The organism is Paenibacillus chitinolyticus (genome assembly GCF_045038035.1).
Taxonomy (GTDB): domain Bacteria; phylum Bacillota; class Bacilli; order Paenibacillales; family NBRC-103111; genus Paenibacillus_F; species Paenibacillus_F chitinolyticus_A.
On sequence record NZ_CP173427.1, the window covers coordinates 1,050,064 to 1,071,729 of the forward strand.

Consider the following 21,666-nt stretch of genomic DNA (forward strand, 5'->3'; position numbering starts at 1 on the left):
ATATATGGCCCGTTGGTCAAGGGGTTAAGACACCTCCCTTTCACGGAGGTAACAGGGGTTCGAATCCCCTACGGGTCACCATCATAATTTTATCTTTGACAAGATTAATAATTATGATTATAATGTAAATCTATGGACGCTTAGCTCAGCTGGGAGAGCATCTGCCTTACAAGCAGAGGGTCGGCGGTTCGATCCCGTCAGCGTCCACCATATAAGTTTTTTACTGACGCGGGGTGGAGCAGCCCGGTAGCTCGTCGGGCTCATAACCCGAAGGCCGCAGGTTCAAATCCTGCCCCCGCAATACTTGGAGCTGTGGTGTAGAGGCCTAACATGCCTGCCTGTCACGCAGGAGACCGCGGGTTCGAATCCCGTCAGCTCCGCCATTTTTATCTCTGTATACAAATGGATTTTAAGAACATAATAAGGCTCGGTAGCTCAGTCGGTAGAGCAGAGGACTGAAAATCCTCGTGTCGGCGGTTCGATTCCGTCCCGAGCCACCATTGATAATTACATATGCCGTTGTAGCTCAATTGGTAGAGCAACTGACTTGTAATCAGTAGGTTGGGGGTTCAAGTCCTCTCGACGGCACCATTCCTGGAGGCTTAGCGAAGTGGCCAAACGCAGCAGACTGTAAATCTGTTCTCTTACGAGTTCGGTGGTTCGAATCCATCAGCCTCCACCAGTTTTAGGGGCATAGTTTAAAGGTAGAACAGCGGTCTCCAAAACCGTTAGTGTGGGTTCAATTCCTGCTGCCCCTGCCAATTAGCTTTAAAACCTTATATGGCGGTCGTGGCGAAGTGGTTAACGCATCGGTTTGTGGATCCGACATTCGGGGGTTCAATTCCCCTCGTCCGCCCCACTTATTACTCACTGACAATTGCAAGATGTTGGGGGTTAGCCAAGCGGTAAGGCAACGGACTTTGACTCCGTCATGCATAGGTTCAAATCCTATACCCCCAGTATGATATGCGGAAGTGGCTCAGCGGTAGAGCATCGCCTTGCCAAGGCGAGGGTCGCGGGTTCGATTCCCGTCTTCCGCTCCATTATAATAAGGCGCCATAGCCAAGTGGTAAGGCAGAGCTCTGCAAAAGCTTTACCCCCAGTTCGAGTCTGGGTGGCGCCTCCACCATTCTTTGCCGGAGTGGCGGAATCGGCAGACGCACAGGACTTAAAATCCTGCGGTAGGTGACTACCGTACCAGTTCAAGTCTGGTCTTCGGCACCAAAAGTGCTAAAAAATTTGTGCCCTTAGCTCAGCTGGATAGAGCGTTTGACTACGAATCAAAAGGTCAGGAGTTCGAATCTCTTAGGGCACGCCATACAAGCCGGTGTGGCGGAATGGCAGACGCGACGGACTCAAAATCCGTTTCTCGCAAGGGAGTGGGGGTTCAAGTCCCTTCACCGGCATCATAAAAGCCTGGTTCCAGTTTTACTGGAGCCGGGCTTTTTCCTTTCATACACAGAATTTATGTAAAGTGTTAAACACAGAAAGAAAAGACAGAGGGCTTTTGTACAGTCATGTACAGAAGGCTCCCTGTCTTTCTTTGTTGTTAAGAATGAAGATGGCTTAAGTAATCTGTAATGGCTTTGTTCACTTGATCCGGATGTTCCCGAACGGTAAGATGAGCGGAATTTTTAATTTCAGTATAGGTTGCATTCGGAATAGAATCGGCCATTTTTTTCATGATCGCCGGAGGCGTGATTGCATCCTTTTCACCACCGATGACAAGAGTAGGGGCTTGTATGGTGGGCAAAAGCTCCGTAGAGTCTTTCCGGAAAGCCATAGCTAGAGTTGCGTGGACAAGTCCCAATGGATTCATTCCGTCGATCTGATCTTGTAATTCGCCGGCTAGTCCCGAGCCTTCTCCTTCGGATAGCAGTTTAGGGATCATGGCTTTTGATGCTGCCTGGGGACCTTGTTCAAGAAGGGAAGCCGCCATTTTCATCCGGTTGATTTGTCCTTCCAGAGGGTCGGCATCAGGGCGTGTATTCGCCAGTATAAGTCCATTGAAACGATCCGGTGCTTTTCGAAGGAGATTAAACGCTACGTACCCGCCCATGGAGAAACCGGCAAGAACCGCTTTTTCCACTTGAAGTTGGTCCAGAAGAAGCAGAAGCTCATCTGCCATATGCTCCAGCGTAATCAGGTCCTTGTGAGGCTCTGATTGGCCAAAACCTCTAAGGTCGGGAGCAATGACCCTGTAGTTCGATTCTAACGCCGCAATCTGTTCCTGCCACATCCGGTGGTCCAGAGGGAAGCCATGAAGAAGTAGGACAGCCGGACCGCTTCCCCGTTCTTCATAAAAAGTTTTCAAACCATGGATAGTTGTAAACATAACGCATCTCTCCTTAGTTAGTAAAATTTTTTATATGTATGAAAAAAATGCTGATGCACGCAAGCTGGAAGAGTTAAGCAGCTGTTCTAAGTATGTATACTCCTGAAATACAAAAAAGTTTGTTTAAACAAGGAGCATCATTCAGCAGGTAGTACGGACTGACCTCAGAACGGCCAGCACATGCAAACAGCTTCCTAACAAAGGTTGAGGCCTAATTGCAAGGAATAAGCAGTTGTTTATATGACAGATGTGGAGTTTATTGCCGGATGAATGATCCCTAAGGTAAGGAAATATCTTATGGGTATCTTGCTCTTTAATTTCCTCATTAGTCATCCTTCAGAATAACGAAAATGCTTAGAAGGTTTAGTAACTAAATTTTAAGCCGCAGAGAGCCTCGGAATGTCTCGAAATTTCTTATGCATAGGATGTCTTCCGGCGAAGAAATCATACCTAAGAGAAAAAATGGTTCAGTTTTGGTGTTTTAAAAAAAGACTCTTCAGGAGTCTTATAATCGGGAAGGCTGTATATTAGTCTCATAGTCCGCTTAGTTTGGAAGGCAGGAGAGTTAAAAGGGATCTCCCCCTACATCGCTTTGTCATATCCTTAAATTATTTCCCCGGAAATTTTTGACATAATACCGAGTAATTTAAGAAAATCACGCGAATCATGCAAAAGGCCCATCTAAAACATTACCCGTTGAACGATTGAATGAAACTCCTCGACAAGATATTTTAAATTTTTTTTCATTGTTTTTTAGCCAGGAAAACACACGGATAGGGAATAGAGATACTTGGTAAGAAATAGAAAACTCCGTACACCATTAAAGCAAGCGCGGATGTGTGCCAGTGACGGCGGTTGGAAGAAGGATAACAAGCTACGCATACGAATCGTTCCGACCTGCTTATAGGCTTCGGTAATGTTTGTGGAAATTTGGGAAGGGGTAATAAAGAGGATAGCGAATAATGTTTAAGACAGATTCGATAATAAACAAGTGTGCTTATAGGAGGAGGATTATCCATGAAACTGCTTACTTTTCTAGGTGAACACGGACCGAGGCTAGGCGTCAGACTGGAACAAGGTGTTCTGGACGTTGCCGAAGCATTAAAAAATATGAAGGGTTACGAGGAAGGCAGTGTGCCTACCCATATGGATCAAGTTATTAAGGGGGGGCCGGAGGCGATTCAGTCTCTGCAAAAGCTTATCGATGATCTTCCGGACACTTCCGTAAATGAGCCTTATCTGTTAGAAGAGTCTCCCTTAGTGTTCGAGCCCTGCGTAACGGAGCCCGGTAAAATCATTTGTGTCGGTTTGAACTATCGGAAGCATGCGGAAGAGACTAAATCTCCGATACCGGAGCATCCCGTGCTGTTTAATAAATTCAATAATGCTCTAACCGGGCATAAATGCGATGTTTCCCTGCCTAACGTAACTTCCGAACTGGATTACGAAGCTGAGCTGGTGATCGTTATCGGTCAAAAAGCGAAAGATGTGTCGAAGGAAGAGGCAGCGAAATATATCTTCGGCTACACCTGCGGAAACGACTTGTCTGCGCGTGATTTGCAGAGAAGGACCAACCAGTGGCTGCTGGGTAAATCTTGCGATGGCTTTCTTCCGTTAGGCCCGTACATCGTCACGGGAGACGAGATCGGGAACCCGAACGAGCTGAAGATCCGCTCTCTCGTCAATGGAGAACAACGTCAAAGCTCGACGACAGCGGATATGATTTTCAAGGTGGAGGAACTGGTCAGTTACATTTCGCGTCATATGACGCTTATGCCTGGCGATATCATTCTTACCGGGACGCCTGAAGGTGTAACAATAGGCTATCCGCGGGAAAAGCGTGTCTATCTGAAAGACGGAGATCAACTGAGTGTCGAAATCGAAAAAATCGGCACTTTGTCTAATAAAGTTGTCGCGGAAGCTAAAGTCGAAGAAGGCAAACCGGTGGGGCGTACGCTGGGTGTCTAACACTTGTCATTTATGATGGAGAAACTGTTAAGAAAATTTAATGAAATTAAACGATACATTTTGGCAAATCGTTTAAAGTTGTAAAAGGAGCTTTTCATTTATTTGAAAAGCTTCTTTTTTTATAACTAAAAAAAGCTTATATAATAGAGATTTCTGCCACATTTTTACTTACTTCGGACGACTTTTTCCTTTTAAGGGGGCAGCATTACATTTTCCTAAAACTTCTTTAACAATTTATTGCTATCCTTTAGTTACCGGAACGTTGGTCACAACGAATACGACAAATGAACGGGGATGATGTGTATGGCGAAAAAATCTTGGTCGACACAGGAGATGGAAAGACTCTGTATGCTTTCCAAAGAATGCCCTCCATCGGTAATTGCCAAGGAACTTGCCCGCCCGGTTACCTCCGTACGGAAGAAGCTGCGTGAAATCGGCGTCACGTATGTAAAGGGAGACGAGTGGAAGCGGAAGCAGGTTCAAATGCTGATCTCTGACGAAGCACGCGGAGAACTTCCACGCCGAAACAAGCAAGAATTGACCGAGGAAGCACAAGTCTTGAACGAGTTTTGGACAACACTGCTGTCCATGGCCAGCGTAGCCAAGAAAAAAGGAAAAAGAGTGGACGTTTTGTCCTTTATAGATACGTACCGTAAAATTAAGCTAGGCGGTTAAATAAGCATCTCTTGCGGAACCTTTTGAGGTTTTGCAGGAGATTTTTTGTGGAGAGAAGACTTCCTCCGTCATTTTTTGGTATAGTGGATAAAAAAGAGGGGAGAGGAGTGTTCCCGTGATCCCTCAGATTGTCTCCATAAACGTAGGAAAACCGAAGAAAATCGTGTATCAGGGAAAAGAAGTGGAAACAGGTATTTACAAAGAGCCGGTCCATCAGCCCTTGTTTTTGTCGAAAACACAGCTTGAGGGAGACGGTCAAGCGGATCTGAAAGTCCACGGAGGCCCCGACAAAGCGCTTTGCGTATACAGTGCGGACCATTATGATTACTGGGAAAAGGAACTGGGGCAGCCTCTTTCTTTCGGAGCATTCGGAGAAAATATCACGGTAAGCGGTCTTAAAGAAGAAGAGATCTGTATCGGGGATATTTATGAGTTGGGAGAAGCCTTGGTTCAGGTTTCGCAGCCGAGACGTCCTTGTTTTAAGCTCAGTGTCCGTTATTCGGATGCAAGACTCCCCGTAAAACTGCAGGATACGGGTTATACCGGTTTTTACTTCCGAGTGCTGAAAGAAGGCATTATTCCCGAAAATCCTGTCTTTAGACTGGTGACGAAACATGCTCAGGGTTTAACGGTTGAGTTTGTAAATACATGCAAATATCACGATAAGAATAATATTCCCGGTATCCGGATAATTTTGGCGAACGAAGCGCTCGCGGAAAGCTGGAGAGGATCTTTTGAGAAAAAGCTTGCCGAAGCGGAGGATTTGACGGGTCCTACGCAAAGCGGCGGGGTGAAGGAATGACATCATCCGGTGTATTAAAAGATAAATTTAACCGCATTCACGATTACTTGCGCATCTCGGTTACCGATCGCTGCAATTTGCGCTGTGTCTACTGCATGCCGGAGGAAGGGATGACCTTCGAACCGGACGAGCGTCTGCTGAATTATGACGAGATTACGGAAGTTGTCCGGGTATTGGCGGGAATGGGAGTGCGCAAACTGAGGATTACGGGCGGCGAACCGCTTGTCCGAAGAGATTTGTACGTGCTGATCCGGCAGCTGGCGGCTGTCCCGGGTATCGAAGATATCGCTCTGACGACGAATGCCGTTTTTTTCGCCCAGCAGGCCGAGCGGTTAAGAGAAGCCGGACTGACGCGGATTAATATCAGTCTCGATTCTCTTCGTCCGGACCGTTTTAAGCTTATTACAAGAGGCGGAGACGTTACCCGTGTGATGGCGGGAATAGAGGCTGCCCAGCGGGTCGGGCTGTATCCCGTAAAGCTGAATGTCGTACTTATGCAGGGATTGAACGACGACGAAATCGACGATTTCCTGCAAATGACGGTCGATAAGGACATACAGGTGCGTTTTATCGAATATATGCCGATAGGGCATCAGGATGATACCTGGAAACTACGGTATGTGCCTCTTTCGTCCGTGTTGGACAGGTGTTCCGAACGCGGGTGGAAAGCGGAAGAGATACAGACCGTAAAAGGGAACGGTCCTTCTCAAAATTACCGGATCGCGGGAGCTAAAGGGTCATTCGGCCTCATACATCCGGTGAGCGACCATTTCTGCGCTTCCTGCAACCGGCTGCGGCTGACGGCGGACGGTAACATCAAGCCGTGCTTGTACTGGTCCCACGAGTTTAACGTGAGGCCGCTGATCGGGGATGACCGGGCAATCAGAGAGTTATTTTATAAAGTATTGGATGTAAAGCCCGAAAGCCATGAAATGGCGAAAGCGCTCCAGGGGGAGGAACCGTCCCACCTGCCAACCGTGAGACGAATGTCTCAAATCGGGGGCTAAAGCCGGAGACGTGCCGCGTTATTTTTTAGCTTCAGAAGGAGGTCACCTATGAGTGAAATCAGAAGACTGCGCCGGGAAGAACTCCGGGACAGCTTGGATTTGTCGATGTATGCTTTTCAATACGAGCTGCAGGAGGAAGAGCTTGTCGAAAGACTCGCGACTATGAATCCCGAGGAAACCTGGGGATATTTTATCGATGGGAAACTGGCCTCGAAATTAACCCTCCTGGATTTTACAACTTGGATAAACGGGAAAAAGCTGAAAATGGGCGGGATCGCCGGCGTTGCAAGCTGGCCGGAAAATCGCAGGCAGGGAATGGTGGGACAGCTGCTGTCAAACGCGCTGAAAGTGATGAAAGAGAACGGACAGACCGTTTCGTATCTCCATCCGTTTTCATTCGCGTTTTACCGGAAGTACGGTTGGGAGCTGGCCATGACGTTCAAAAAAATCGAACTTCAAACCTCGCAGCTTCCCAAGCTAGGCGCTGCGGAAGGACGAATCATACGGACGGCTCCCAGTGCGGCCGCGCTTAATCCGATCTATGATGTGTACGCGGCCCAATTTAACGGACCGGTTACGCGTTCCGAGGAATGGTGGGAAACCCGTCTCCTTAAGAAGAAAGGGCACATGGCGGTGTATCTGAATGCGGCCGGAGAGCCCAGGGGATATGTGCATTATTGGATCGAAAACCACGAGTGCAAGATCCATCAGCTGGTTTATCTGGATCAGGATGCGAAGCGGGGGTTATGGAAGTTTATCGGCGATCACGATTCCATGTTCGACAAGCTTATTATGCAGGCCCCTCCGGACGAGGATTTGGCCTTTGAGGTGGATGACCCGCGGATTAAACAGGGGCTGGTTTCGTATTTTTCGGCCCGGATCGTCGATGTGGAGGGACTCTTGAGCCAACTGCAGCTGCGGCATACGGGGCTGCCGCAGGGGGCGTCTCTCTGCCTGCACGTAACGGACGGGCAGGCGCCGTGGAACCACGGCACGTTCGAGCTTAGGCTGAACGCGCCGGAAGGCTCCGCGGTCGTCGTGAAGACCGCGGATGAGCCGTCCGGCGGCAGCGGAGCCGCAGCGGACGGTTTGGCGTGCGATATCCGCACGCTGTCCGTCCTGCTGCTCGGCGCCAAGAGCGCCGGAGAGCTGCACCGGATCGGTCGTCTGCAAGGCGACGAACGATCGGTAGAGCTGCTTGCGGCGGTCCTGCCGCGCCGCACCTGCTACCTGCCGGACTTTTTCTAGTCCGGCAGAAGAAAAGCCGTACAGCCCGGGACTTCGGGGCTGTACGGCTTTTTGGCGCGGGGCGGACCGCTCGCCCCGCGAGGGCCATTCGACAAACCGCCGGCTGGCGGGGGGTGTCGAAGAACGTACCTATGAGCGATCTGATTGGCGGATCGTCCGGCAAAAGCCATTCGACATCCGCAAATTGGCGCAGCGGAAGGGACGGCGGTTAGCTTAAGAACGCTCAATAAGCAGATGAATGTCCAGGGTCAATCCGGCTTCGTCCGTTAAGCGAGCTTCATACTTTTGCTGGAGCGTATGCAGCAACTGCCGGAGCCGGTCGATATTTTCGGACACCGCATCTTTGAGATCGGAGATACGGCCCTGGACAATCCAGTCGAAAATAAAACCGTCCATAAAATAATCGGCAAACCCCAGAAAACCGTTATAATCCAGGTTCATCTCGGCAGTGCCCCCGACGTCCTCCAGCTCGCGTTTGAAGCGGCTCATCAGACCCTGCGCGTACTCGATCTGTTCCATCGCTTCATTGGCTTTGCTGCGTTTGAGATGGGTGGCGATCACGCCTCCGCCGAACATATCGTAAGTTCCCCAACTTTTGGCCGATCTCAGCAGGTTATCGGCTTCTTCGAGAGATTCGACGAGCTCGTAACCCGCCCGGAGCGCTTCATCCAGCTCTTTGATCTCGGAGAGAGCCCGCCTTTTGGCTTCGTAGAGCCGATTTAACTGCAGGCGGAAATCTTCGCTCCGGCCGCGCAGCCATTCTTCCTTTTCCCGAAGAAGAGCCGCGGCTTCTTCCTCCCAGCCGAGCAAGGAGGACCGACGCTGTTCAAGTTCCGCTGTCATCCGGGCTAACTCTTCTTCCGCCAGCCTTGTTTCTTCCGCACGGATTCGGGCTTGAATCGCTTCGGCTTCTTCTTTTTCCAGTTTTTCGACTTTCCTTCCCAGAACGGTATAAAACAAATTGGCAAGGGATGCTTTCTCCAAACGTTCGACATCCCGCGTTTCACTCTTTAGAGCCTTCTGGGCTGCCGTTCGCTGTTCGCCGGCCTGTTTCAGCCGGACTTGAACTTTTTCCAGCTGCTTATTTACCGTTTGCAGCAGGCTTTCTTTTTTCAACACCTCGTCGTACCGGTATTTCCAGTCTTCCCGCATTCGTTACCCCGCCTTCCCCAACCGATTTTGTTTCTTTCCCTTTCCATACGTTCGGCAGAAAATCGGGTTGCGTTTGGACGCTTTTAACGGTTCGGAAAGATGAACGCTTAACCGGAATACGGCGTTTTTTGTTTACCCGGAGGCGGGAACGGGCTTCAAATAACGGAGCAGCCGTTCTTTTTCAAGGAAGGGCTTGACCTGGACGGAGGTTTTAAACAGAAACGGTTTTCCCGTCGTAGAGAAGACGAGGAGCAAAGGCTCGTTTAACCGCGACGGATCGAGAAACAGGAATAGCTCATTGGAGCTGCCCTGCATCCAGCGGTTATTTACGGCAAGGGGAGGATCAAGCGGAAGTTTCAGGACGACACCCTGCACGTTGTCGATTTTCGTCTGAACGGCAATGTCTTTAATGCTTGCCAGCCAGCGGGAAGCTTCGGTGCGAATTTCGTCCGTGACGACAAGGGTTTCAACTACCTTTTGTTTGTCTACATCGTAAAGCTGTGCGCGAATTTCCCGGGAAAAGGCTCCGGAAGACGGGGGGACGGCATGCGACGGCGTGGACTGAAGCCTGGCTGTCCAAGGGCCGCTGGGAAGGATGATGCCGGATGATCCGGCTCCGGACGTGTCGAAAGAGGACAAGCCGGTTCCGGGCGCTTGCGCGGAAATGGCGGGTGCAGGTACGAAGCCGGCTGCGGCCGTGCATAATAGGGCGATCAGAGCGAAACGCGCTCCAGCGTTTGGTTTAGTCATGGAAGTATCTCCTTGTGCCGTAGTTTGCATGGACTTATTTTCTTATAAAGGCCCGTGAATTATTCCTTGCCGGAAGTGGGAAAAAAGCCTTCCCCGACCTTGGTCCAGGGGATTAGACCGCCAATAGGCGGTGTCGGATGCGCAGCGGATTCGCTACAATAAAAGCATCATTTCTTATCTTGGAGAGGATAGGCGATTGTGATATGCTATGTAAGGATTCGCGGCTCTAAATGACGGTACGGAACGGCAAGAGCCAAGCGATACGACGGACGGAAAAGATTTCAGGCAGACTGCAGCCCGCAAAGGAGGTGCCCCATGGAACAACAAATGAAAAATAACCGACACCGGAACACGGCTATGCTGTTGATCGCACTGGGGATTTTCCTCATTCTGGAACGGTGGGTCGGCATATTTGTGGTGATTGCCCTGCTGCTGATGTTTTTCGGCTTTTATAAAATCCGGTATGAGAACGAGAAGAAAGGCGTTGCCTATATGGGCGTCGGAGCCGTCATTCTACTGGGCAATAATTTCTCGCTGGTGCTGGCGATTATCTTGATCTCGCTCGGGATTTTCTATATTAAGTCCAAAAAGGTCCAGCCCGGAGACGATTTTATCCAGAAGCAGACCCTGATCGACAGCATCCGTCCCGGCAAAGAGCCCTGGGTGCTTAAGGACAGCAGTATCTGGTTCATTATCGGAGAAGCTCACATGGACCTGTCTTACGCGATTCTGGAGAAAAAAGAAACGACGCTCGTTCTGCAGGGGATTATCGGAGATGTGCGGCTGATTGTGCCCGAAGAAATAGGCGTATCTATCGAAGCTTCGGTTACGGTCGGACAGATCAGTTCGCCTCTGGAAAAAGAATCCGGAGTTATCAATAAGCTTAATTGGATATCTCCTAATTACGAGACGAGAGAACATCAGGTGAAACTAATCGTCTCTTATATCGTAGGGGATATAGACGTTCGCATGCTTTAGAACGAAACCGTCTACTGACAAGAGAGGAGAATGGTGCCGTGGACAGCTACAAAAAAAGATTGACCAATATGATTTGGCGAAGCATGGCGGAATCCATTGTTCTTTGTCTGGCGGTGCTTACTTTTATTGTCTATGTGCTTTATACCGCTAAATTTATAAATCCGCCCGAGACGTGGGCCCAAGGGATCAAAATCGGTGCCATGCTCGTCGGCGGCTCGATCATTCTGGGGGCGGCTTACGGGTATTGGAGCAGCAACCGCACGACGCGGCGGCTGGAGCTGCTGATGGAAACGATGCAGATGCTGGAGATCGGCAGCATTTCCCGCTCGACCCTGCCTCCGCTGGGCGAGGATGAGATCGGGCGTTTGGGCGAACAGCTTGGCCGCATCTTGAAAAAGTGGGAGGAGCAGGTCGCTTCTCTCCAGCGTTTGTCGAACAATAACGCCCAGCTTGCGGAGAAGGCACGGGTTTCCGCCATCATTGAGGAGCGGCAGCGTCTGGCACGGGAACTGCATGATGCGGTCAGCCAGCAGCTGTTCGCCATCTCGATGACGGCTACGGCGGCGCTCCGCACGCTGGACAAGGACTTCGAGAAAGCCCAGCGGCAGATTCACCTCATTGAGGAAATGTCCTCCGTGGCCCAATCCGAAATGAGGGCGCTGCTGCTTCACCTGCGTCCGGTTCACCTGGAAGGCAAACAGCTTTCCGAAGGGTTGATCCGGCTGCTGCAGGAATTGAAAGCGAAAGTTCCCATGGACATCATATGGGAAGTGGACGATGAAATTGCCCTGTCCAAAGGAATCGAAGATCATCTGTTCCGGATTGTCCAGGAAGCCATGTCGAATGCCCTGCGGCATTCGAAAGCGACCAGGCTGGAGCTGCGGATGCAGCAGAAATCGGGCTGGGTCCGTCTGCTTATCCGCGATAACGGGGTAGGGTTCGATCTGGACGAGGAAAAACAGACATCTTACGGTTTATCCACGATGCGGGAACGGGTGAACGAGATCGGAGGATCTCTTCAACTGGTTACGGCTCCGGGAAGCGGAACCCGTATCGAAATCCGGGTACCGATAATGACGGAAGGAGAGGAAGCATAGTGGACATGGTTAAAGTGCTGCTGGTGGACGACCACGAGATGGTCCGGATCGGGCTGGCGGCTGTTCTTGGTACGGAAGAGGGAATCGAGGTGGTCGGCGAAGCCAGCAACGGGGAAGACGGGATTCGCCTGGCACAGGAATACAAACCGGACGTCGTGCTGATGGATCTGGTCATGGAGGGCATGGATGGCATAGAAACGACGCGCAAGCTGCTCCAGCTTTACCCGGACTGCAAAGTTATCGTGTTAACGAGCTTTCTCGATGACGAGAAGATGTATCCGGTTCTGGAAGCGGGAGCGTTCAGCTATCTGCTCAAAACTTCCCGCGCCACGGAAATCGCCCAGGCTATCCGCGCGGCTGCGAAAGGGCAATCCATTCTGGAGTCGCAGGTAGCGTCGAAGCTGATGAACCGGTTCCGGCAGCCGAAGCCCGCAGCCGCTCCTCATGAAGATTTGACCGAGCGCGAAATGGAGGTGCTCCGGCTCATTGCCGCGGGCAAATCGAATCAGGAAGTAGCCGATGACTTATTCATCGGAATTAAAACCGTTAAATTCCATGTAACGAATGTCTTGGCCAAGCTGGGCGTGGAAGACCGCACCCAAGCGGCCATTTATGCGTTTAAGCATGGTCTGGCGGAATAAAGCGCAACCTAAAAAGCCCGTACCGCGGAATGGCGGTGCGGGCTTCCCTTTATACGGCGGATTCGAGGGTAATCTGCTTCCGGACGAACGGGCGGTAAGCTTGCAGAGCTTTATTAAGCTTCATCTGCTGCATAGCTGCGTGCGTCTGAACAAGCGATTCCTCCGCTTCCTCAGATTGCTCCGCCTGACCGGGACGGTCATCATTTTTGGGCCGTTTCCACTCGTTTGTTTCTCCCAGCCTGCGAAGCATTGCGGGCATACCGGCTTGCTGCTGGGCTTCTTTACCGGAAGCGGCGTCCCGCTGCTCAGCAAGGAATCCGTTCGTTTGGCCTTGCTCCGCCGGGCCTGCCTTGCCGCTCCGATCCTGCCGGGTATAGAGCATCTCGGGAAAGGGTCCGCGCGGGCTTACAGGGCCCAGCCCGTTCATACGGCGGATGGCCTGAATCCGAAATAAATGGGAATGACTGCGGTACGTCTCATTGACGTACTGGGGTGTAACTATATACATAACCGTCCGCCACCTTTCATGAACGTGCTTTTAAGAATTCCTTCTTTTTTCGATTTCCATATAGTTACAATCATATTACCACGTTTTTATCGTTTTGAAAGCATGAAGTTAGACAACTTTATAAAATTATTTTATCGCCTAACGATGGAACTACGAACGGTGAGCGCCGATAACAGGAGTAAGGGCTGGAAGACGGTTTGACGCTTCTCTTCCGGCGACTTACAATGAAGGCATATGAGATAGGGAAAAATAAAGGGGATTTGACAGTGAACGGGTCAACGATATTGGTTATCATCGGCTTTCTTGTCCTATGCGTGGTCTTTATGTGGGGCATGTCCAAAAAGTATAAGAAATAAGCGGTAAATCATGGAGGGTTAACACCTGTTTACGGAGCAAAGCCTGCCATTTCGCATACGATGCAGTATCTGCAAACCATGTGGAGGCGATGTTACTTGATCCGCAAACGAATTCCGGCCAAGGATGACAGGATACTGGTGCGTCTGACTGAAAAGGAGCTTTTGCCCTATACAAGAATGACTGTGCCGGAGGCGGACGTTAACCTTTCGGACATGAAGAAGAGATTGAAGCTGGGAGAAACCTTCGTGGCTGACGAAGGGGCGCAAGCCGCGGGTTTTGTCAGTGTTCAGGTGTCGGAGGACAGCCTGTTTGTCGATATGCTGGCGGTCGATTCGCGCTTTCAAGGACGGGGGCTGGGAACTTCGTTGATGGAGCACGCCGAAAGATACGGCCGTAAATTGAAATGCAGGGCTTCGCGGCTGTATGTGGATTCGGTAAATGAGAAGGCCATTTCCTTCTATCTGTCGAAAGGATACAGCGTCAAAAGCTATGTGCCCCAGCTTCGTCTTCATTTAATGGAAAAAGAACTTTAAAAAAAACGTTCTCTGTTCCGGCAAAAGAATAAACCAGGAATGTGTCCATTCCTGGTTTTGGGGGATAGTAAAGTAAGTGGCCCGCTTTCTATTGAAGTACAAGGATAGCGCCAATAAAATTTCGATCCAGCACGATGGGGGTATACCCCGCCGGATGGGCTAGGACGGGTTGACTTTCTTCGGCAGCAAGTCTGACCGATTTTTTGCCGCCTTTCTTGGCCACTTTTAATTTTTTGGTTGTTTTGGGAGAAAGTTTTTTTACACCTGGTTCTTCGTTTAGAATCAGATTTCCTTGATCGAGCCGGCTAAGTATACCGAAAATTTCCGCGCCGTCTCTTAAGTAAACAAGAACGGGTTTGCCGATATGGGGCCGGATTTGCTCACTCTTGGCAGGATCGATTCGCTGCACCGCGCTGCACCTCCATGGGGAGAATTTCTGATAACAGCCTATGGCGGGAAGGCGGAAACGGATTGGACAGATGCCCGGTTTGTGAAAAAAAGTTGAATCCCTTATGCAATTTCGGTATGCTTATTCTAATCTAAAACCACAGAGAAAGAATGATGCGACGATGAATGGTGCTGTTTTTCTGATTTTCGGAGCTACAGGAGATTTGGCCAAGAGAAAATTGTTTCCCGCCTTTTACAGCTTATACCGTGAAGGCAAGCTGAATGAACATTTCGCCGTAATCGGACTTGCGCGCCGTTCCAGGACGAACGAGCAGTTCCGTGAAGATCTGCGCGATTCCATTAACGAATTCGCCCGTCATCATGTGCAGGACGACGAGGACTGGGCTAAATTTGCGGAACATTTCGAATATTTGCCACTCGACATTAACAATGTGGACGGGTTCCGCCAATTGAACACGCTGACGCAGCAGCTGGACGTCAAATTCCAGACCAACGGCAACCGTCTGTTCTATCTGGCGCTTGCTCCGGAGCTGTTCGGCAACGTGTCTTATAATCTCCGCGAAGGCGGTCTGCTTGAAACCACCGGTTGGCATCGTCTCGTGATCGAGAAGCCGTTCGGCTACGATCTTGAATCGGCAGGCAAGCTGAACCAGCAGCTCCGTCAAGTGTTCGAGGAGAAAGATATTTACCGCATTGACCATTACCTGGGTAAAGAAATGGTCCAAAACATTGAAGTGGTCCGTTTTGCGAACGCCTTTTTCGAGCCGCTGTGGAATAACAAGTACATAGCCAACATTCAGATCACGCTGGGCGAAACCGTCGGCGTCGAAGACCGGGGCGGTTATTACGACCATTCGGGGGCTCTTCGCGATATGGCGCAGAACCACATGCTCCAGATGCTTGCCATGATGGCCATGGAGCCGCCGAGCCGTCTTCATCCGGAAGATATCCGGGATGAGAAGGTGAAGGTGCTGCGTTCCCTGCGTCCTTTCGAGTCCGCCGAAGAGGTTAATAAGAATGTCGTGCGCGGCCAATATACGGCCGGACAGCTGAACGGCAAGGAAATGCCGGCTTACCGCAGCGAAGAGAGCGTCAATCCCGAATCGAACACGGAAACGTATTTGGCGGCCCGTGTTTTTGTGGACAACTTCCGCTGGGCGGGAGTTCCGTTCTACATCCGTACCGGTAAGCGTCTGCCCGTGAAATCCACGGAGGTTGTGGTGGAGTTCAAGAACGTGCCGGACAACGTTTACCTGGCTAACAAGCATGACCTGCAGCCGAACCTGCTCGTATTCCGCGTGAACCCGATGGAAGGCATTTATCTGCAAATGAATGCCAAAAAGCCGGGCGCCGAGGGAGTCATTATCCCGATCGCGATGGATTTCTGCCAAAGCTGCCAGGTGGGGCTTAATACGCCGGAAGCATACGAGCGGCTGATCTTCGACGCTATGCGCGGAGATTCCACCTACTTCACTCGCTGGGACGAAGTGGCGCACGCGTGGCAGTACGTGGATGCCATCGCTCAGGCGTGGAAAGAAAACGGCGGAGGAGACCTTGCCCATTATCCGGCAGGCTCTTGGGGTCCGGACGCAGCCAACGAACTGCTCGCCGCGGACGGCTTCAAGTGGTGGCCGGTGAACGGCCAGCATGAAGGCGAAGTTATCTGGGCGAGCCAGTCCTAAACCGGCCGTTCCGGTTTCACAAACAAGAGATTAACGGGAGCACCCTGCGGCTTAGGCTGACGGGTGCTTCTTTTGCTGGCCGCATAGATATTTAACAAAAAGCGTGGGTCCGTATTAGGGGGACACCGGGAGGTAAGCATGTACCGCATTCTGATTGTCGAGGACGATGATAAAATCGCCCACATTTTGAAAGACACTTTAACCAAATATGAATATGAGGTTTTCCGTGCGGTGCGGTTTCACGATATTAAGGGAGAGGCCGCCGAGCTGGAGCCGGATCTGATTCTGCTGGATATCAACCTTCCCCGCTACGATGGGTTCTACTGGTGCCGTCAAATCCGCACGTTCTCCAATGTGCCGATTATTTTCCTGTCGGCGCGGACGGGGGAGATGGACCAGGTGATGGCGATCGAAAACGGCGGCGACGATTATTTGACGAAGCCGTTTAATCTCGACGTCGTGCTGGCCAAGGTCAAAGGCGCGCTGCGGCGCGCATACGGGGAATACGCCCAGGCGCAGCCGTCCAGAGACGAATGGGAGCTGAACGGCCTGAAGCTGGACCGGATGAAGAACAGTCTGGAATTCGCCGGGAAACGGATGGAATTGACGAAAAACGAGCTGCTGCTGTTCGACTGCCTGGCCCAGAAGGCCGGAAGTATCGCAAGCAGGGAGGAGCTGCTGGAGGCCCTTTGGGACGACGTCCATTTCGTCGATGACAACACGCTGACGGTGAATGTCACGCGGGTAAGGCGGAAGCTGGAAGAAATCGGCCTGCCGGGAATTATCGAAACGGTCCGGGGCCAGGGTTACCGTCTTCAGACGGAATGGGGGAGTACCGGCGATGCATGACAAAGCCTGGACGTGGAAGCGATTTTTGTTCGACCGGCTTTTGTACACGGCGGCCTTCTTCTTTTCTATCGTGCTTATTCTGGTCGTGTTGTGGCTGGACCGTATGGAGGCGGGGCTACCCGTTAAAACGGGCAATCTGGTGTACTTGTTCCTGCTGGCCGGAGCCGTGTGGATGGCGGTACTGATTTATGATTATGTCCGGCAGGCCGGCTACGCAAGGGCGTTGAACAAGAGGCTCGGCGAATCCGCCCAAAGCTCGCTGGACAGTGCTTTATTCCTGCCGTTCCGGACACAGGAGCAGCAGGCGGTCAACGAACTGCTGCAGAAGCAGCACCGGGCTTATTTGTCCACGCTGTCTTCTTATCGGGCGGCTCAGGAGCAGCATCTGCATTTTACGAACCAGTGGGTCCACCAGCTCAAAACGCCGGTTTCCGTCATCGACCTGCTTATCCAGCAGTCGGAAGGGGCGCCGGAGCCGCGGGACCGGATGAAAGAGCTTCTCTCGAGCATTCAGGAGGAGAACGAGAAGATCGCCTCGGGTCTCCAGATGATGCTCTACACGGCCAGGCTCGAAAAATTCGAGCTGGATGTCCATCCGCGGCGGATTGAGCTTACGGCCGTAGCCCGGCGGATCGTGAACGACTATAAGAAAGCTTGTATCCGGGCGTCTATCTTTCCGAAGATCGATTCGTCCGCCCCGGATATTTATGTGGAAACCGACGAGAAGTGGCTCTCGTTCGTGCTTCACCAGCTTATCGGCAATGCGATCAAGTACTCCCGGAAGCGGGAAGGAAACAAGCCGCTCCTTATCCGGATTGAAGAGCAAGCTTACGGAATCCGCCTTTCCGTTCAAGACAGCGGGATCGGAATAGCTCCGGAAGATTTGCCCCGGGTCTTTGACGCTTTTTTCACCGGAGAGAACGGAAGGGGCGTCGTTACGGAATCGACGGGGATGGGGCTGTATCTCGTCAAACAGGTGATGTCCCGGCTGGGGCACCGGGTTGACATACAATCCGAGCCCGGCCAAGGAACGACGGTGAGCCTGATGTTTCAGAGCCAGAGTCTCCACCGGTTCGGAGAGCGGGATGAAGCGGGCGGAGAACAGCCCGGGTGACGAAAATGTAAGGTTGGTCTGCCGCATTGAAAGGCAAATCAATAGGTAGCTTCTCTTCAGAGGTCTATACTAGGAACATAGACACGATTAATGGAGGGATACCGAATGGCGGTTTTAAAAGCCGAGCAGGTAACGAAAATATACGGGACGAAAAGTAATTTGACCTATAAAGCATTGGAGAACATCGGTCTCGAGATCGGCGAAGGGGAATTCGTCGGCGTCATGGGGCCTTCGGGAAGCGGGAAGACGACGCTGCTGAACATACTGGCTACGATAGACAAACCGACGAGCGGTCATATCGAGATCAACGGAACGAACCCCGCGGCTTTATCGGGGAAACAGCTCGCCTTGTTCCGTCGGCGTGAATTGGGATTTATTTTCCAGGATTTCAATCTTCTCGACACCTTGTCGATCCGGGAAAATATAATTTTGCCGCTTGCCCTGGACAAAAAGCCGGTGGCGGAAATCGAGAGCCGGCTTAAGCCGTGCGCCGAGCTGCTCGGAATCACGGCGATCCTGGACAAACGGACTTACGAAGTGTCCGGCGGCCAGAAACAGAGGGCGGCCATCGCCCGGGCCATCATCCATAGGCCGTCCATCCTGCTTGCGGACGAGCTGACGGGCAACCTGGATTCCAAAGCCGCCAAGGATGTGATGGAATCGCTGAAGGAGCTGAACGAGCAGTTGGGCGCCACCATTATGATGGTAACGCACGATCCTTTTGCGGCGAGCTACTGCAAGCGGATTGTGTTCATCAAGGACGGGAAGCTGTTCTCCGAACTGAGACGGGGAGCGAACCGGCAGGCCTTTTTCCAGCAGATTCTCGATTCGTTAAGTGTGCTTGGGGGGAATTTCGATGAATTTTCGACAGCTCGCCCTTAAAAATATCCGCGGCAATTGGCACCAATATGGCGCTTTTTTCTGGAGCAGCGTGTTCTCCGTTACGATTTTTTATATTTATTCCGCGTTTATTCTGCATCCGGACGTCATAAGCGGCTCGATGCCGGCGGCATCTAAGATCCGGGAAGTGATGATCGCCTGCGATTATATCATTATTATTTTCTCTTTCTTTTTTATCCTTTACTCGATGTCGGCCTTTTTCAAATCACGGAAAAAAGAATTCGGCCTGCTGACGCTGTTCGGCATGACCAAAGGACAAATCCGCTGGATGGTACTGCTGGAGAATGTGATTATCTCCATTCTTGCCGTCGCCTGCGGCATCGGAATCGGTTCGCTGTTCAGCAAGCTGTTCTTTATGGGGCTGGCCCGGCTGCTTGACGTCGATTCCCCGATCCGTTTCGTCATTCCTTTAAAGGCGGTACTGCTCACGGTTATCGGGTTTCTGCTGCTGTTTCTGACCATTACCCTGCTGACCCTTTATCAGGTGGGGCGCGCGGAAATCATCGATCTGCTCCGGGCCTCCAAACAGCCGAAAAAGATGCCGGCTTTCTCCATCTGGCTCGTGGTCCTATCGGCCGTCTGTCTGGTCGCAGGCTATACGCTGGCTTATCAGATTACGTTGATGAATTTTATTCTGTATTTCATGCCGGTCGTCTTTCTTACGGTGCTGGGAACGTATTTTTTGTTCACGCAGGGCAGTGTGTTTATTCTCCGGAGGCTCCAGCGCCGGACTTCGCTTTATTACAATCAGACGAATCTGATTACGATATCGCAGCTGACGTTCAAGCTGAAAGATAATGCGCGGATGCTTTTTATGGTATCTATCCTGTCGGCTGTCATTTTGTCCGCGTCGGGTACGGTGTATGTGATCCTTAAAGATACCCGCAACCAGCTCATGGAGCATTACCCTCAATCCATCGCATTTGCGGAAAAAGGGCTGGACAGTCACCGCGTGCTGGATCCGGACGTATTGAAAAACACCCTGAAACAAAACGGGGTGGAGCTGGATTATGAGGTGCGGATGGCGGGTATTCCCGTCCGGGTTCCCGTCGAACTGGGGGGCAGAGTTCGGGAGCAGCAGTTGTTCATCGTCTCCGAGGATGACTACAATACCCAGGCCAGACGGCTGGGCAAGCCGGAGCTGCGGGTGGAGCGGGGCTATGCCTCGTACATTTACCCGTATAAGGAGCAGCAGCGCAAGTCTTTCACCCCGGGTCAAAGGCTGGAAGCGAAGCTGAAAACGGGAACCCGGACCTTTGCGCTGGACGAACAAATTAACGGGTCCGTTGTTCCCACCCAGTTCGATATCTCGACTTTGCTCGTGACGGATGCGTCGGAGTTCAAGGAAATGATGGACGCCACTCCGAACGAGGACAAAAGCGTCTTATACGGCTACGAGATCAAAAATTGGGAGGAAGCCTCCCCGACCGTGCATCTCATCGAAAAGATGGTGCCCGAGCAGGAGAAGCAGAATTTCGGGACTCGTGTCAATCAGTACCTGGAAACGAAACAATTGATGTCGTTGATGCTATTCATCGGAATTTTCGTCAGTTTTCTATTCTTTATCGCTTCGGGCAGCATGATATATTTCAAGCTGTTTACCGAAATCGAGGAGGATCAGGCCCAATTCCGGGCTCTCACCCGGATAGGGATTACGGATCAGGAAATCAGGCGGACGGTTTCCAAGCAGGTCGGGATGATCTTTTTTATCCCCCTTGTGGTCGGACTTGTCCATACGTCCTTTGCGATGAAGGCGCTCGGTAATATGCTGATCTCGAACATATGGCCTTATGCGGCGGTGGTGTTCGTTATTTTCGCTCTGATGCAGACGCTTTATTTCCTGGCCGCCAGACGCTCGTACATGAAGAGAATTTTGGCGCATTCGGTTCGTTAATTCAGGTTGTTAGGCTGTTAGATCAAAAGGCTTTTCTATCCCGCTGTCGGTGGCGGGGTCGGAAGAGCCTTTTTCTTTTTGAGCTGCAAATTGCTTTATATGTAAAATATTATTCATATTGACGATAAAAGTAAAGAAAAATTGTATAACTAAATTGTAAATCTATGGAATTTAAAGATGGGAGAGAAGAGTGATGTACAGAAAAGGGGACAGTCTGGACGATTTCATTTTATTTGACCGCATTTGGACCCGGGTCTGGCAGCAGCAGGGCTTTGAGCTGGAATTTACCCGCCGGGACGCGGATTGCTACCTGATTCTCTCCGAGGACGGTGAAGCGGCCGGAACGGTAGAGTTTAAACGCTATGACCCCGGCCGTCATCCGCTCGACGCTCTCGCTCCGTTCTCTGAACATCCCGCGCTTGCGCCGGGTAAGGCTGTGGAGGTCGACAAGGTGGCACTCCTTCCGGAGTACCGGGGCCGCAACCTGGACAAGCTCGTTTCTCTGATCGTACATTACTGTGAAAATCGCGGCTGCACGCATATCGTGGCGCTGATGGAACCCAAACTGTGCAAGGCTCTGCGCATGGCGTTCCGGATCAAGCTTGAGCGTATCGCGGAGCCTTTCCACTACAAGGGAGGGATGGTCGTACCCGTCGTATGCGACGTAAGCCGCCTCTACCTGAATAAACTCGGTTACGCCTGGCTGCTTCCGAATCCGGAACAGCCGGAAATCGTCCTGCCTGCCGTCGGCTCTTGAAAAAAGAAAAC

General features: G+C 51.4%; 20 protein-coding genes and 15 tRNA genes. 30 read left to right on the top strand and 5 right to left on the bottom strand.

What is annotated here, in order from left to right; all coding sequences use genetic code 11:
- Positions 1-6 precede the first annotated feature (6 nt).
- The 15 genes from ACI48J_RS04740 (at position 7) to ACI48J_RS04810 (ending at position 1,406) form a co-directional block, all read left to right on the top strand.
- Positions 7-81: transfer RNA gene (locus ACI48J_RS04740), tRNA-Glu, on the top strand.
- 53 nt (positions 82-134) lie between these two features.
- Positions 135-210, top strand: a tRNA-Val gene (locus ACI48J_RS04745).
- A gap of 17 nt (positions 211-227) precedes the next feature.
- A tRNA-Met gene (locus ACI48J_RS04750) sits at positions 228-301 on the top strand.
- A 5-nt stretch (positions 302-306) separates the two neighbouring features.
- A tRNA-Asp gene (locus ACI48J_RS04755) sits at positions 307-383 on the top strand.
- Between the two features lie 41 nt (positions 384-424).
- Positions 425-500, top strand: a tRNA-Phe gene (locus tag ACI48J_RS04760).
- Between the two features lie 15 nt (positions 501-515).
- Positions 516-591: transfer RNA gene (locus ACI48J_RS04765), tRNA-Thr, on the top strand.
- Between the two features lie 5 nt (positions 592-596).
- Positions 597-682: transfer RNA gene (locus tag ACI48J_RS04770), tRNA-Tyr, on the top strand.
- A 5-nt stretch (positions 683-687) separates the two neighbouring features.
- A tRNA-Trp gene (locus tag ACI48J_RS04775) sits at positions 688-761 on the top strand.
- 22 nt (positions 762-783) lie between these two features.
- Positions 784-859 (top strand) — tRNA-His (locus ACI48J_RS04780).
- Between the two features lie 29 nt (positions 860-888).
- Positions 889-960, top strand: a tRNA-Gln gene (locus ACI48J_RS04785).
- A gap of 8 nt (positions 961-968) precedes the next feature.
- Positions 969-1,043 (top strand) — tRNA-Gly (locus ACI48J_RS04790).
- 9 nt (positions 1,044-1,052) lie between these two features.
- Positions 1,053-1,126: transfer RNA gene (locus ACI48J_RS04795), tRNA-Cys, on the top strand.
- Between the two features lie 9 nt (positions 1,127-1,135).
- Positions 1,136-1,224 (top strand) — tRNA-Leu (locus ACI48J_RS04800).
- Between the two features lie 17 nt (positions 1,225-1,241).
- A tRNA-Arg gene (locus ACI48J_RS04805) sits at positions 1,242-1,318 on the top strand.
- Positions 1,319-1,323: 5 nt separating this feature from the next.
- Positions 1,324-1,406: transfer RNA gene (locus tag ACI48J_RS04810), tRNA-Leu, on the top strand.
- Positions 1,407-1,549: 143 nt separating this feature from the next.
- On the opposite strand, the gene ACI48J_RS04815 is transcribed toward ACI48J_RS04810, so the two are convergent.
- Positions 1,550-2,335, bottom strand: a complete 786-nt coding sequence (locus ACI48J_RS04815; RefSeq protein ID WP_405081949.1) for an alpha/beta fold hydrolase — start codon at positions 2,333-2,335, stop codon at positions 1,550-1,552.
- A gap of 1,017 nt (positions 2,336-3,352) precedes the next feature.
- On the opposite strand from ACI48J_RS04815, the gene ACI48J_RS04820 reads away from it, so the two are divergent.
- From ACI48J_RS04820 to eis, 5 genes are all read left to right on the top strand, one after another.
- The gene (locus tag ACI48J_RS04820) at positions 3,353-4,303 is read left to right on the top strand and encodes a fumarylacetoacetate hydrolase family protein (RefSeq protein ID WP_405081950.1); all 951 of its coding nucleotides are present in this window, start codon (positions 3,353-3,355) and stop codon (positions 4,301-4,303) included.
- A 303-nt stretch (positions 4,304-4,606) separates the two neighbouring features.
- Positions 4,607-4,978 carry a hypothetical protein gene (locus tag ACI48J_RS04825; protein ID WP_016423567.1) on the top strand — a complete coding sequence of 124 codons (372 nt, stop codon included), beginning with the start codon at positions 4,607-4,609 and terminating at the stop codon, positions 4,976-4,978.
- A gap of 115 nt (positions 4,979-5,093) precedes the next feature.
- On the top strand, positions 5,094-5,780 hold the full coding sequence (locus ACI48J_RS04830; RefSeq protein WP_405081951.1) for an MOSC domain-containing protein: 687 nt from the start codon (positions 5,094-5,096) through the stop codon (positions 5,778-5,780).
- On the top strand, positions 5,777-6,787 hold the full coding sequence (moaA, locus tag ACI48J_RS04835) for a GTP 3',8-cyclase MoaA (RefSeq protein ID WP_405081952.1): 1,011 nt from the start codon (positions 5,777-5,779) through the stop codon (positions 6,785-6,787). The genes ACI48J_RS04830 and moaA overlap by 4 nt, the downstream gene beginning before the upstream one ends.
- 48 nt (positions 6,788-6,835) lie before the next feature.
- Positions 6,836-8,035, top strand: a complete 1,200-nt coding sequence (gene eis / locus ACI48J_RS04840; protein ID WP_405081954.1) for an enhanced intracellular survival protein Eis — start codon at positions 6,836-6,838, stop codon at positions 8,033-8,035.
- 213 nt (positions 8,036-8,248) lie between these two features.
- Here the strand turns inward: eis and ACI48J_RS04845 are convergent, their stop codons facing one another.
- Together ACI48J_RS04845 and ACI48J_RS04850 are read right to left on the bottom strand one after the other, a co-directional pair.
- Positions 8,249-9,187 carry a hypothetical protein gene (locus tag ACI48J_RS04845; protein WP_405081955.1) on the bottom strand — a complete coding sequence of 313 codons (939 nt, stop codon included), beginning with the start codon at positions 9,185-9,187 and terminating at the stop codon, positions 8,249-8,251.
- 132 nt (positions 9,188-9,319) lie between these two features.
- A complete protein-coding gene (locus ACI48J_RS04850) occupies positions 9,320-9,937 on the bottom strand; it encodes a hypothetical protein (protein ID WP_405081956.1) in 618 nt (205 codons plus the stop codon).
- A gap of 315 nt (positions 9,938-10,252) precedes the next feature.
- On the opposite strand from ACI48J_RS04850, the gene liaF reads away from it, so the two are divergent.
- Genes liaF through ACI48J_RS04865 form a run of 3 tightly spaced genes read left to right on the top strand, consistent with a single transcriptional unit; the run spans position 10,253 to position 12,653 of the window.
- A complete protein-coding gene (liaF, locus tag ACI48J_RS04855) occupies positions 10,253-10,915 on the top strand; it encodes a cell wall-active antibiotics response protein LiaF (protein WP_326055602.1) in 663 nt (220 codons plus the stop codon).
- A gap of 38 nt (positions 10,916-10,953) precedes the next feature.
- Complete coding sequence (locus ACI48J_RS04860) at positions 10,954-12,012, top strand: sensor histidine kinase (RefSeq protein WP_326055603.1); 1,059 nt, start codon at positions 10,954-10,956, stop codon at positions 12,010-12,012.
- Positions 12,013-12,017: 5 nt separating this feature from the next.
- Entirely contained in the window at positions 12,018-12,653 is a 636-nt protein-coding gene (locus ACI48J_RS04865) for a response regulator transcription factor (RefSeq protein WP_036739861.1), read from the top strand.
- Between the two features lie 49 nt (positions 12,654-12,702).
- On the opposite strand, the gene ACI48J_RS04870 is transcribed toward ACI48J_RS04865, so the two are convergent.
- Entirely contained in the window at positions 12,703-13,161 is a 459-nt protein-coding gene (locus ACI48J_RS04870) for a hypothetical protein (protein WP_405081957.1), read from the bottom strand.
- A 452-nt stretch (positions 13,162-13,613) separates the two neighbouring features.
- Between ACI48J_RS04870 and ACI48J_RS04875 the strand changes: the two genes are divergently transcribed.
- Entirely contained in the window at positions 13,614-14,051 is a 438-nt protein-coding gene (locus ACI48J_RS04875; protein WP_326055607.1) for a GNAT family N-acetyltransferase, read from the top strand.
- An 88-nt stretch (positions 14,052-14,139) separates the two neighbouring features.
- Here ACI48J_RS04875 and ACI48J_RS04880 read toward each other — a convergent pair whose 3' ends face one another.
- On the bottom strand, positions 14,140-14,460 hold the full coding sequence (locus ACI48J_RS04880) for a hypothetical protein (RefSeq protein WP_405081958.1): 321 nt from the start codon (positions 14,458-14,460) through the stop codon (positions 14,140-14,142).
- Positions 14,461-14,620: 160 nt separating this feature from the next.
- Here ACI48J_RS04880 and zwf point away from each other — a divergent pair, with 160 nt between their 5' ends.
- The 6 genes from zwf (at position 14,621) to ACI48J_RS04910 (ending at position 21,655) form a co-directional block, all read left to right on the top strand.
- A complete protein-coding gene (zwf, locus tag ACI48J_RS04885; protein WP_326055610.1) occupies positions 14,621-16,141 on the top strand; it encodes a glucose-6-phosphate dehydrogenase in 1,521 nt (506 codons plus the stop codon).
- 138 nt (positions 16,142-16,279) lie between these two features.
- On the top strand, positions 16,280-16,990 hold the full coding sequence (locus ACI48J_RS04890; RefSeq protein WP_405081959.1) for a response regulator: 711 nt from the start codon (positions 16,280-16,282) through the stop codon (positions 16,988-16,990).
- The gene (locus tag ACI48J_RS04895) at positions 16,983-18,104 is read left to right on the top strand and encodes a sensor histidine kinase (RefSeq protein WP_405081960.1); all 1,122 of its coding nucleotides are present in this window, start codon (positions 16,983-16,985) and stop codon (positions 18,102-18,104) included. The genes ACI48J_RS04890 and ACI48J_RS04895 overlap by 8 nt, the downstream gene beginning before the upstream one ends.
- A 105-nt stretch (positions 18,105-18,209) precedes the next feature.
- Complete coding sequence (locus ACI48J_RS04900; RefSeq protein WP_326055615.1) at positions 18,210-18,986, top strand: ABC transporter ATP-binding protein; 777 nt, start codon at positions 18,210-18,212, stop codon at positions 18,984-18,986.
- Positions 18,961-20,898 (top strand): FtsX-like permease family protein, encoded by a 1,938-nt coding sequence (locus ACI48J_RS04905; RefSeq protein WP_405081961.1) that lies wholly within the window; start codon positions 18,961-18,963, stop codon positions 20,896-20,898. The genes ACI48J_RS04900 and ACI48J_RS04905 overlap by 26 nt, the downstream gene beginning before the upstream one ends.
- A 193-nt stretch (positions 20,899-21,091) precedes the next feature.
- Positions 21,092-21,655, top strand: coding sequence for a GNAT family N-acetyltransferase (locus ACI48J_RS04910; protein WP_405081963.1), 564 nt, complete (start codon positions 21,092-21,094; stop codon positions 21,653-21,655).
- Positions 21,656-21,666: the final 11 nt, after the last annotated feature.

Coding starts and splice junctions, on each gene's coding strand:
- ACI48J_RS04820 (WP_405081950.1), top strand. CDS start 3,353: ATGAAACTGCTTACTTTTCTAGGTGAACACGGACCGAGGCTAGGCGTC.
- ACI48J_RS04870 (WP_405081957.1), bottom strand. CDS start 13,161: ATGTATATAGTTACACCCCAGTACGTCAATGAGACGTACCGCAGTCAT.
- ACI48J_RS04910 (WP_405081963.1), top strand. CDS start 21,092: ATGTACAGAAAAGGGGACAGTCTGGACGATTTCATTTTATTTGACCGC.
- ACI48J_RS04895 (WP_405081960.1), top strand. CDS start 16,983: ATGCATGACAAAGCCTGGACGTGGAAGCGATTTTTGTTCGACCGGCTT.
- ACI48J_RS04865 (WP_036739861.1), top strand. CDS start 12,018: ATGGTTAAAGTGCTGCTGGTGGACGACCACGAGATGGTCCGGATCGGG.
- ACI48J_RS04845 (WP_405081955.1), bottom strand. CDS start 9,187: ATGCGGGAAGACTGGAAATACCGGTACGACGAGGTGTTGAAAAAAGAA.
- eis (WP_405081954.1), top strand. CDS start 6,836: ATGAGTGAAATCAGAAGACTGCGCCGGGAAGAACTCCGGGACAGCTTG.
- ACI48J_RS04905 (WP_405081961.1), top strand. CDS start 18,961: ATGAATTTTCGACAGCTCGCCCTTAAAAATATCCGCGGCAATTGGCAC.
- moaA (WP_405081952.1), top strand. CDS start 5,777: ATGACATCATCCGGTGTATTAAAAGATAAATTTAACCGCATTCACGAT.
- ACI48J_RS04815 (WP_405081949.1), bottom strand. CDS start 2,335: ATGTTTACAACTATCCATGGTTTGAAAACTTTTTATGAAGAACGGGGA.
- liaF (WP_326055602.1), top strand. CDS start 10,253: ATGGAACAACAAATGAAAAATAACCGACACCGGAACACGGCTATGCTG.
- zwf (WP_326055610.1), top strand. CDS start 14,621: ATGAATGGTGCTGTTTTTCTGATTTTCGGAGCTACAGGAGATTTGGCC.
- ACI48J_RS04825 (WP_016423567.1), top strand. CDS start 4,607: ATGGCGAAAAAATCTTGGTCGACACAGGAGATGGAAAGACTCTGTATG.
- ACI48J_RS04850 (WP_405081956.1), bottom strand. CDS start 9,937: ATGACTAAACCAAACGCTGGAGCGCGTTTCGCTCTGATCGCCCTATTA.
- ACI48J_RS04890 (WP_405081959.1), top strand. CDS start 16,280: ATGTACCGCATTCTGATTGTCGAGGACGATGATAAAATCGCCCACATT.
- ACI48J_RS04900 (WP_326055615.1), top strand. CDS start 18,210: ATGGCGGTTTTAAAAGCCGAGCAGGTAACGAAAATATACGGGACGAAA.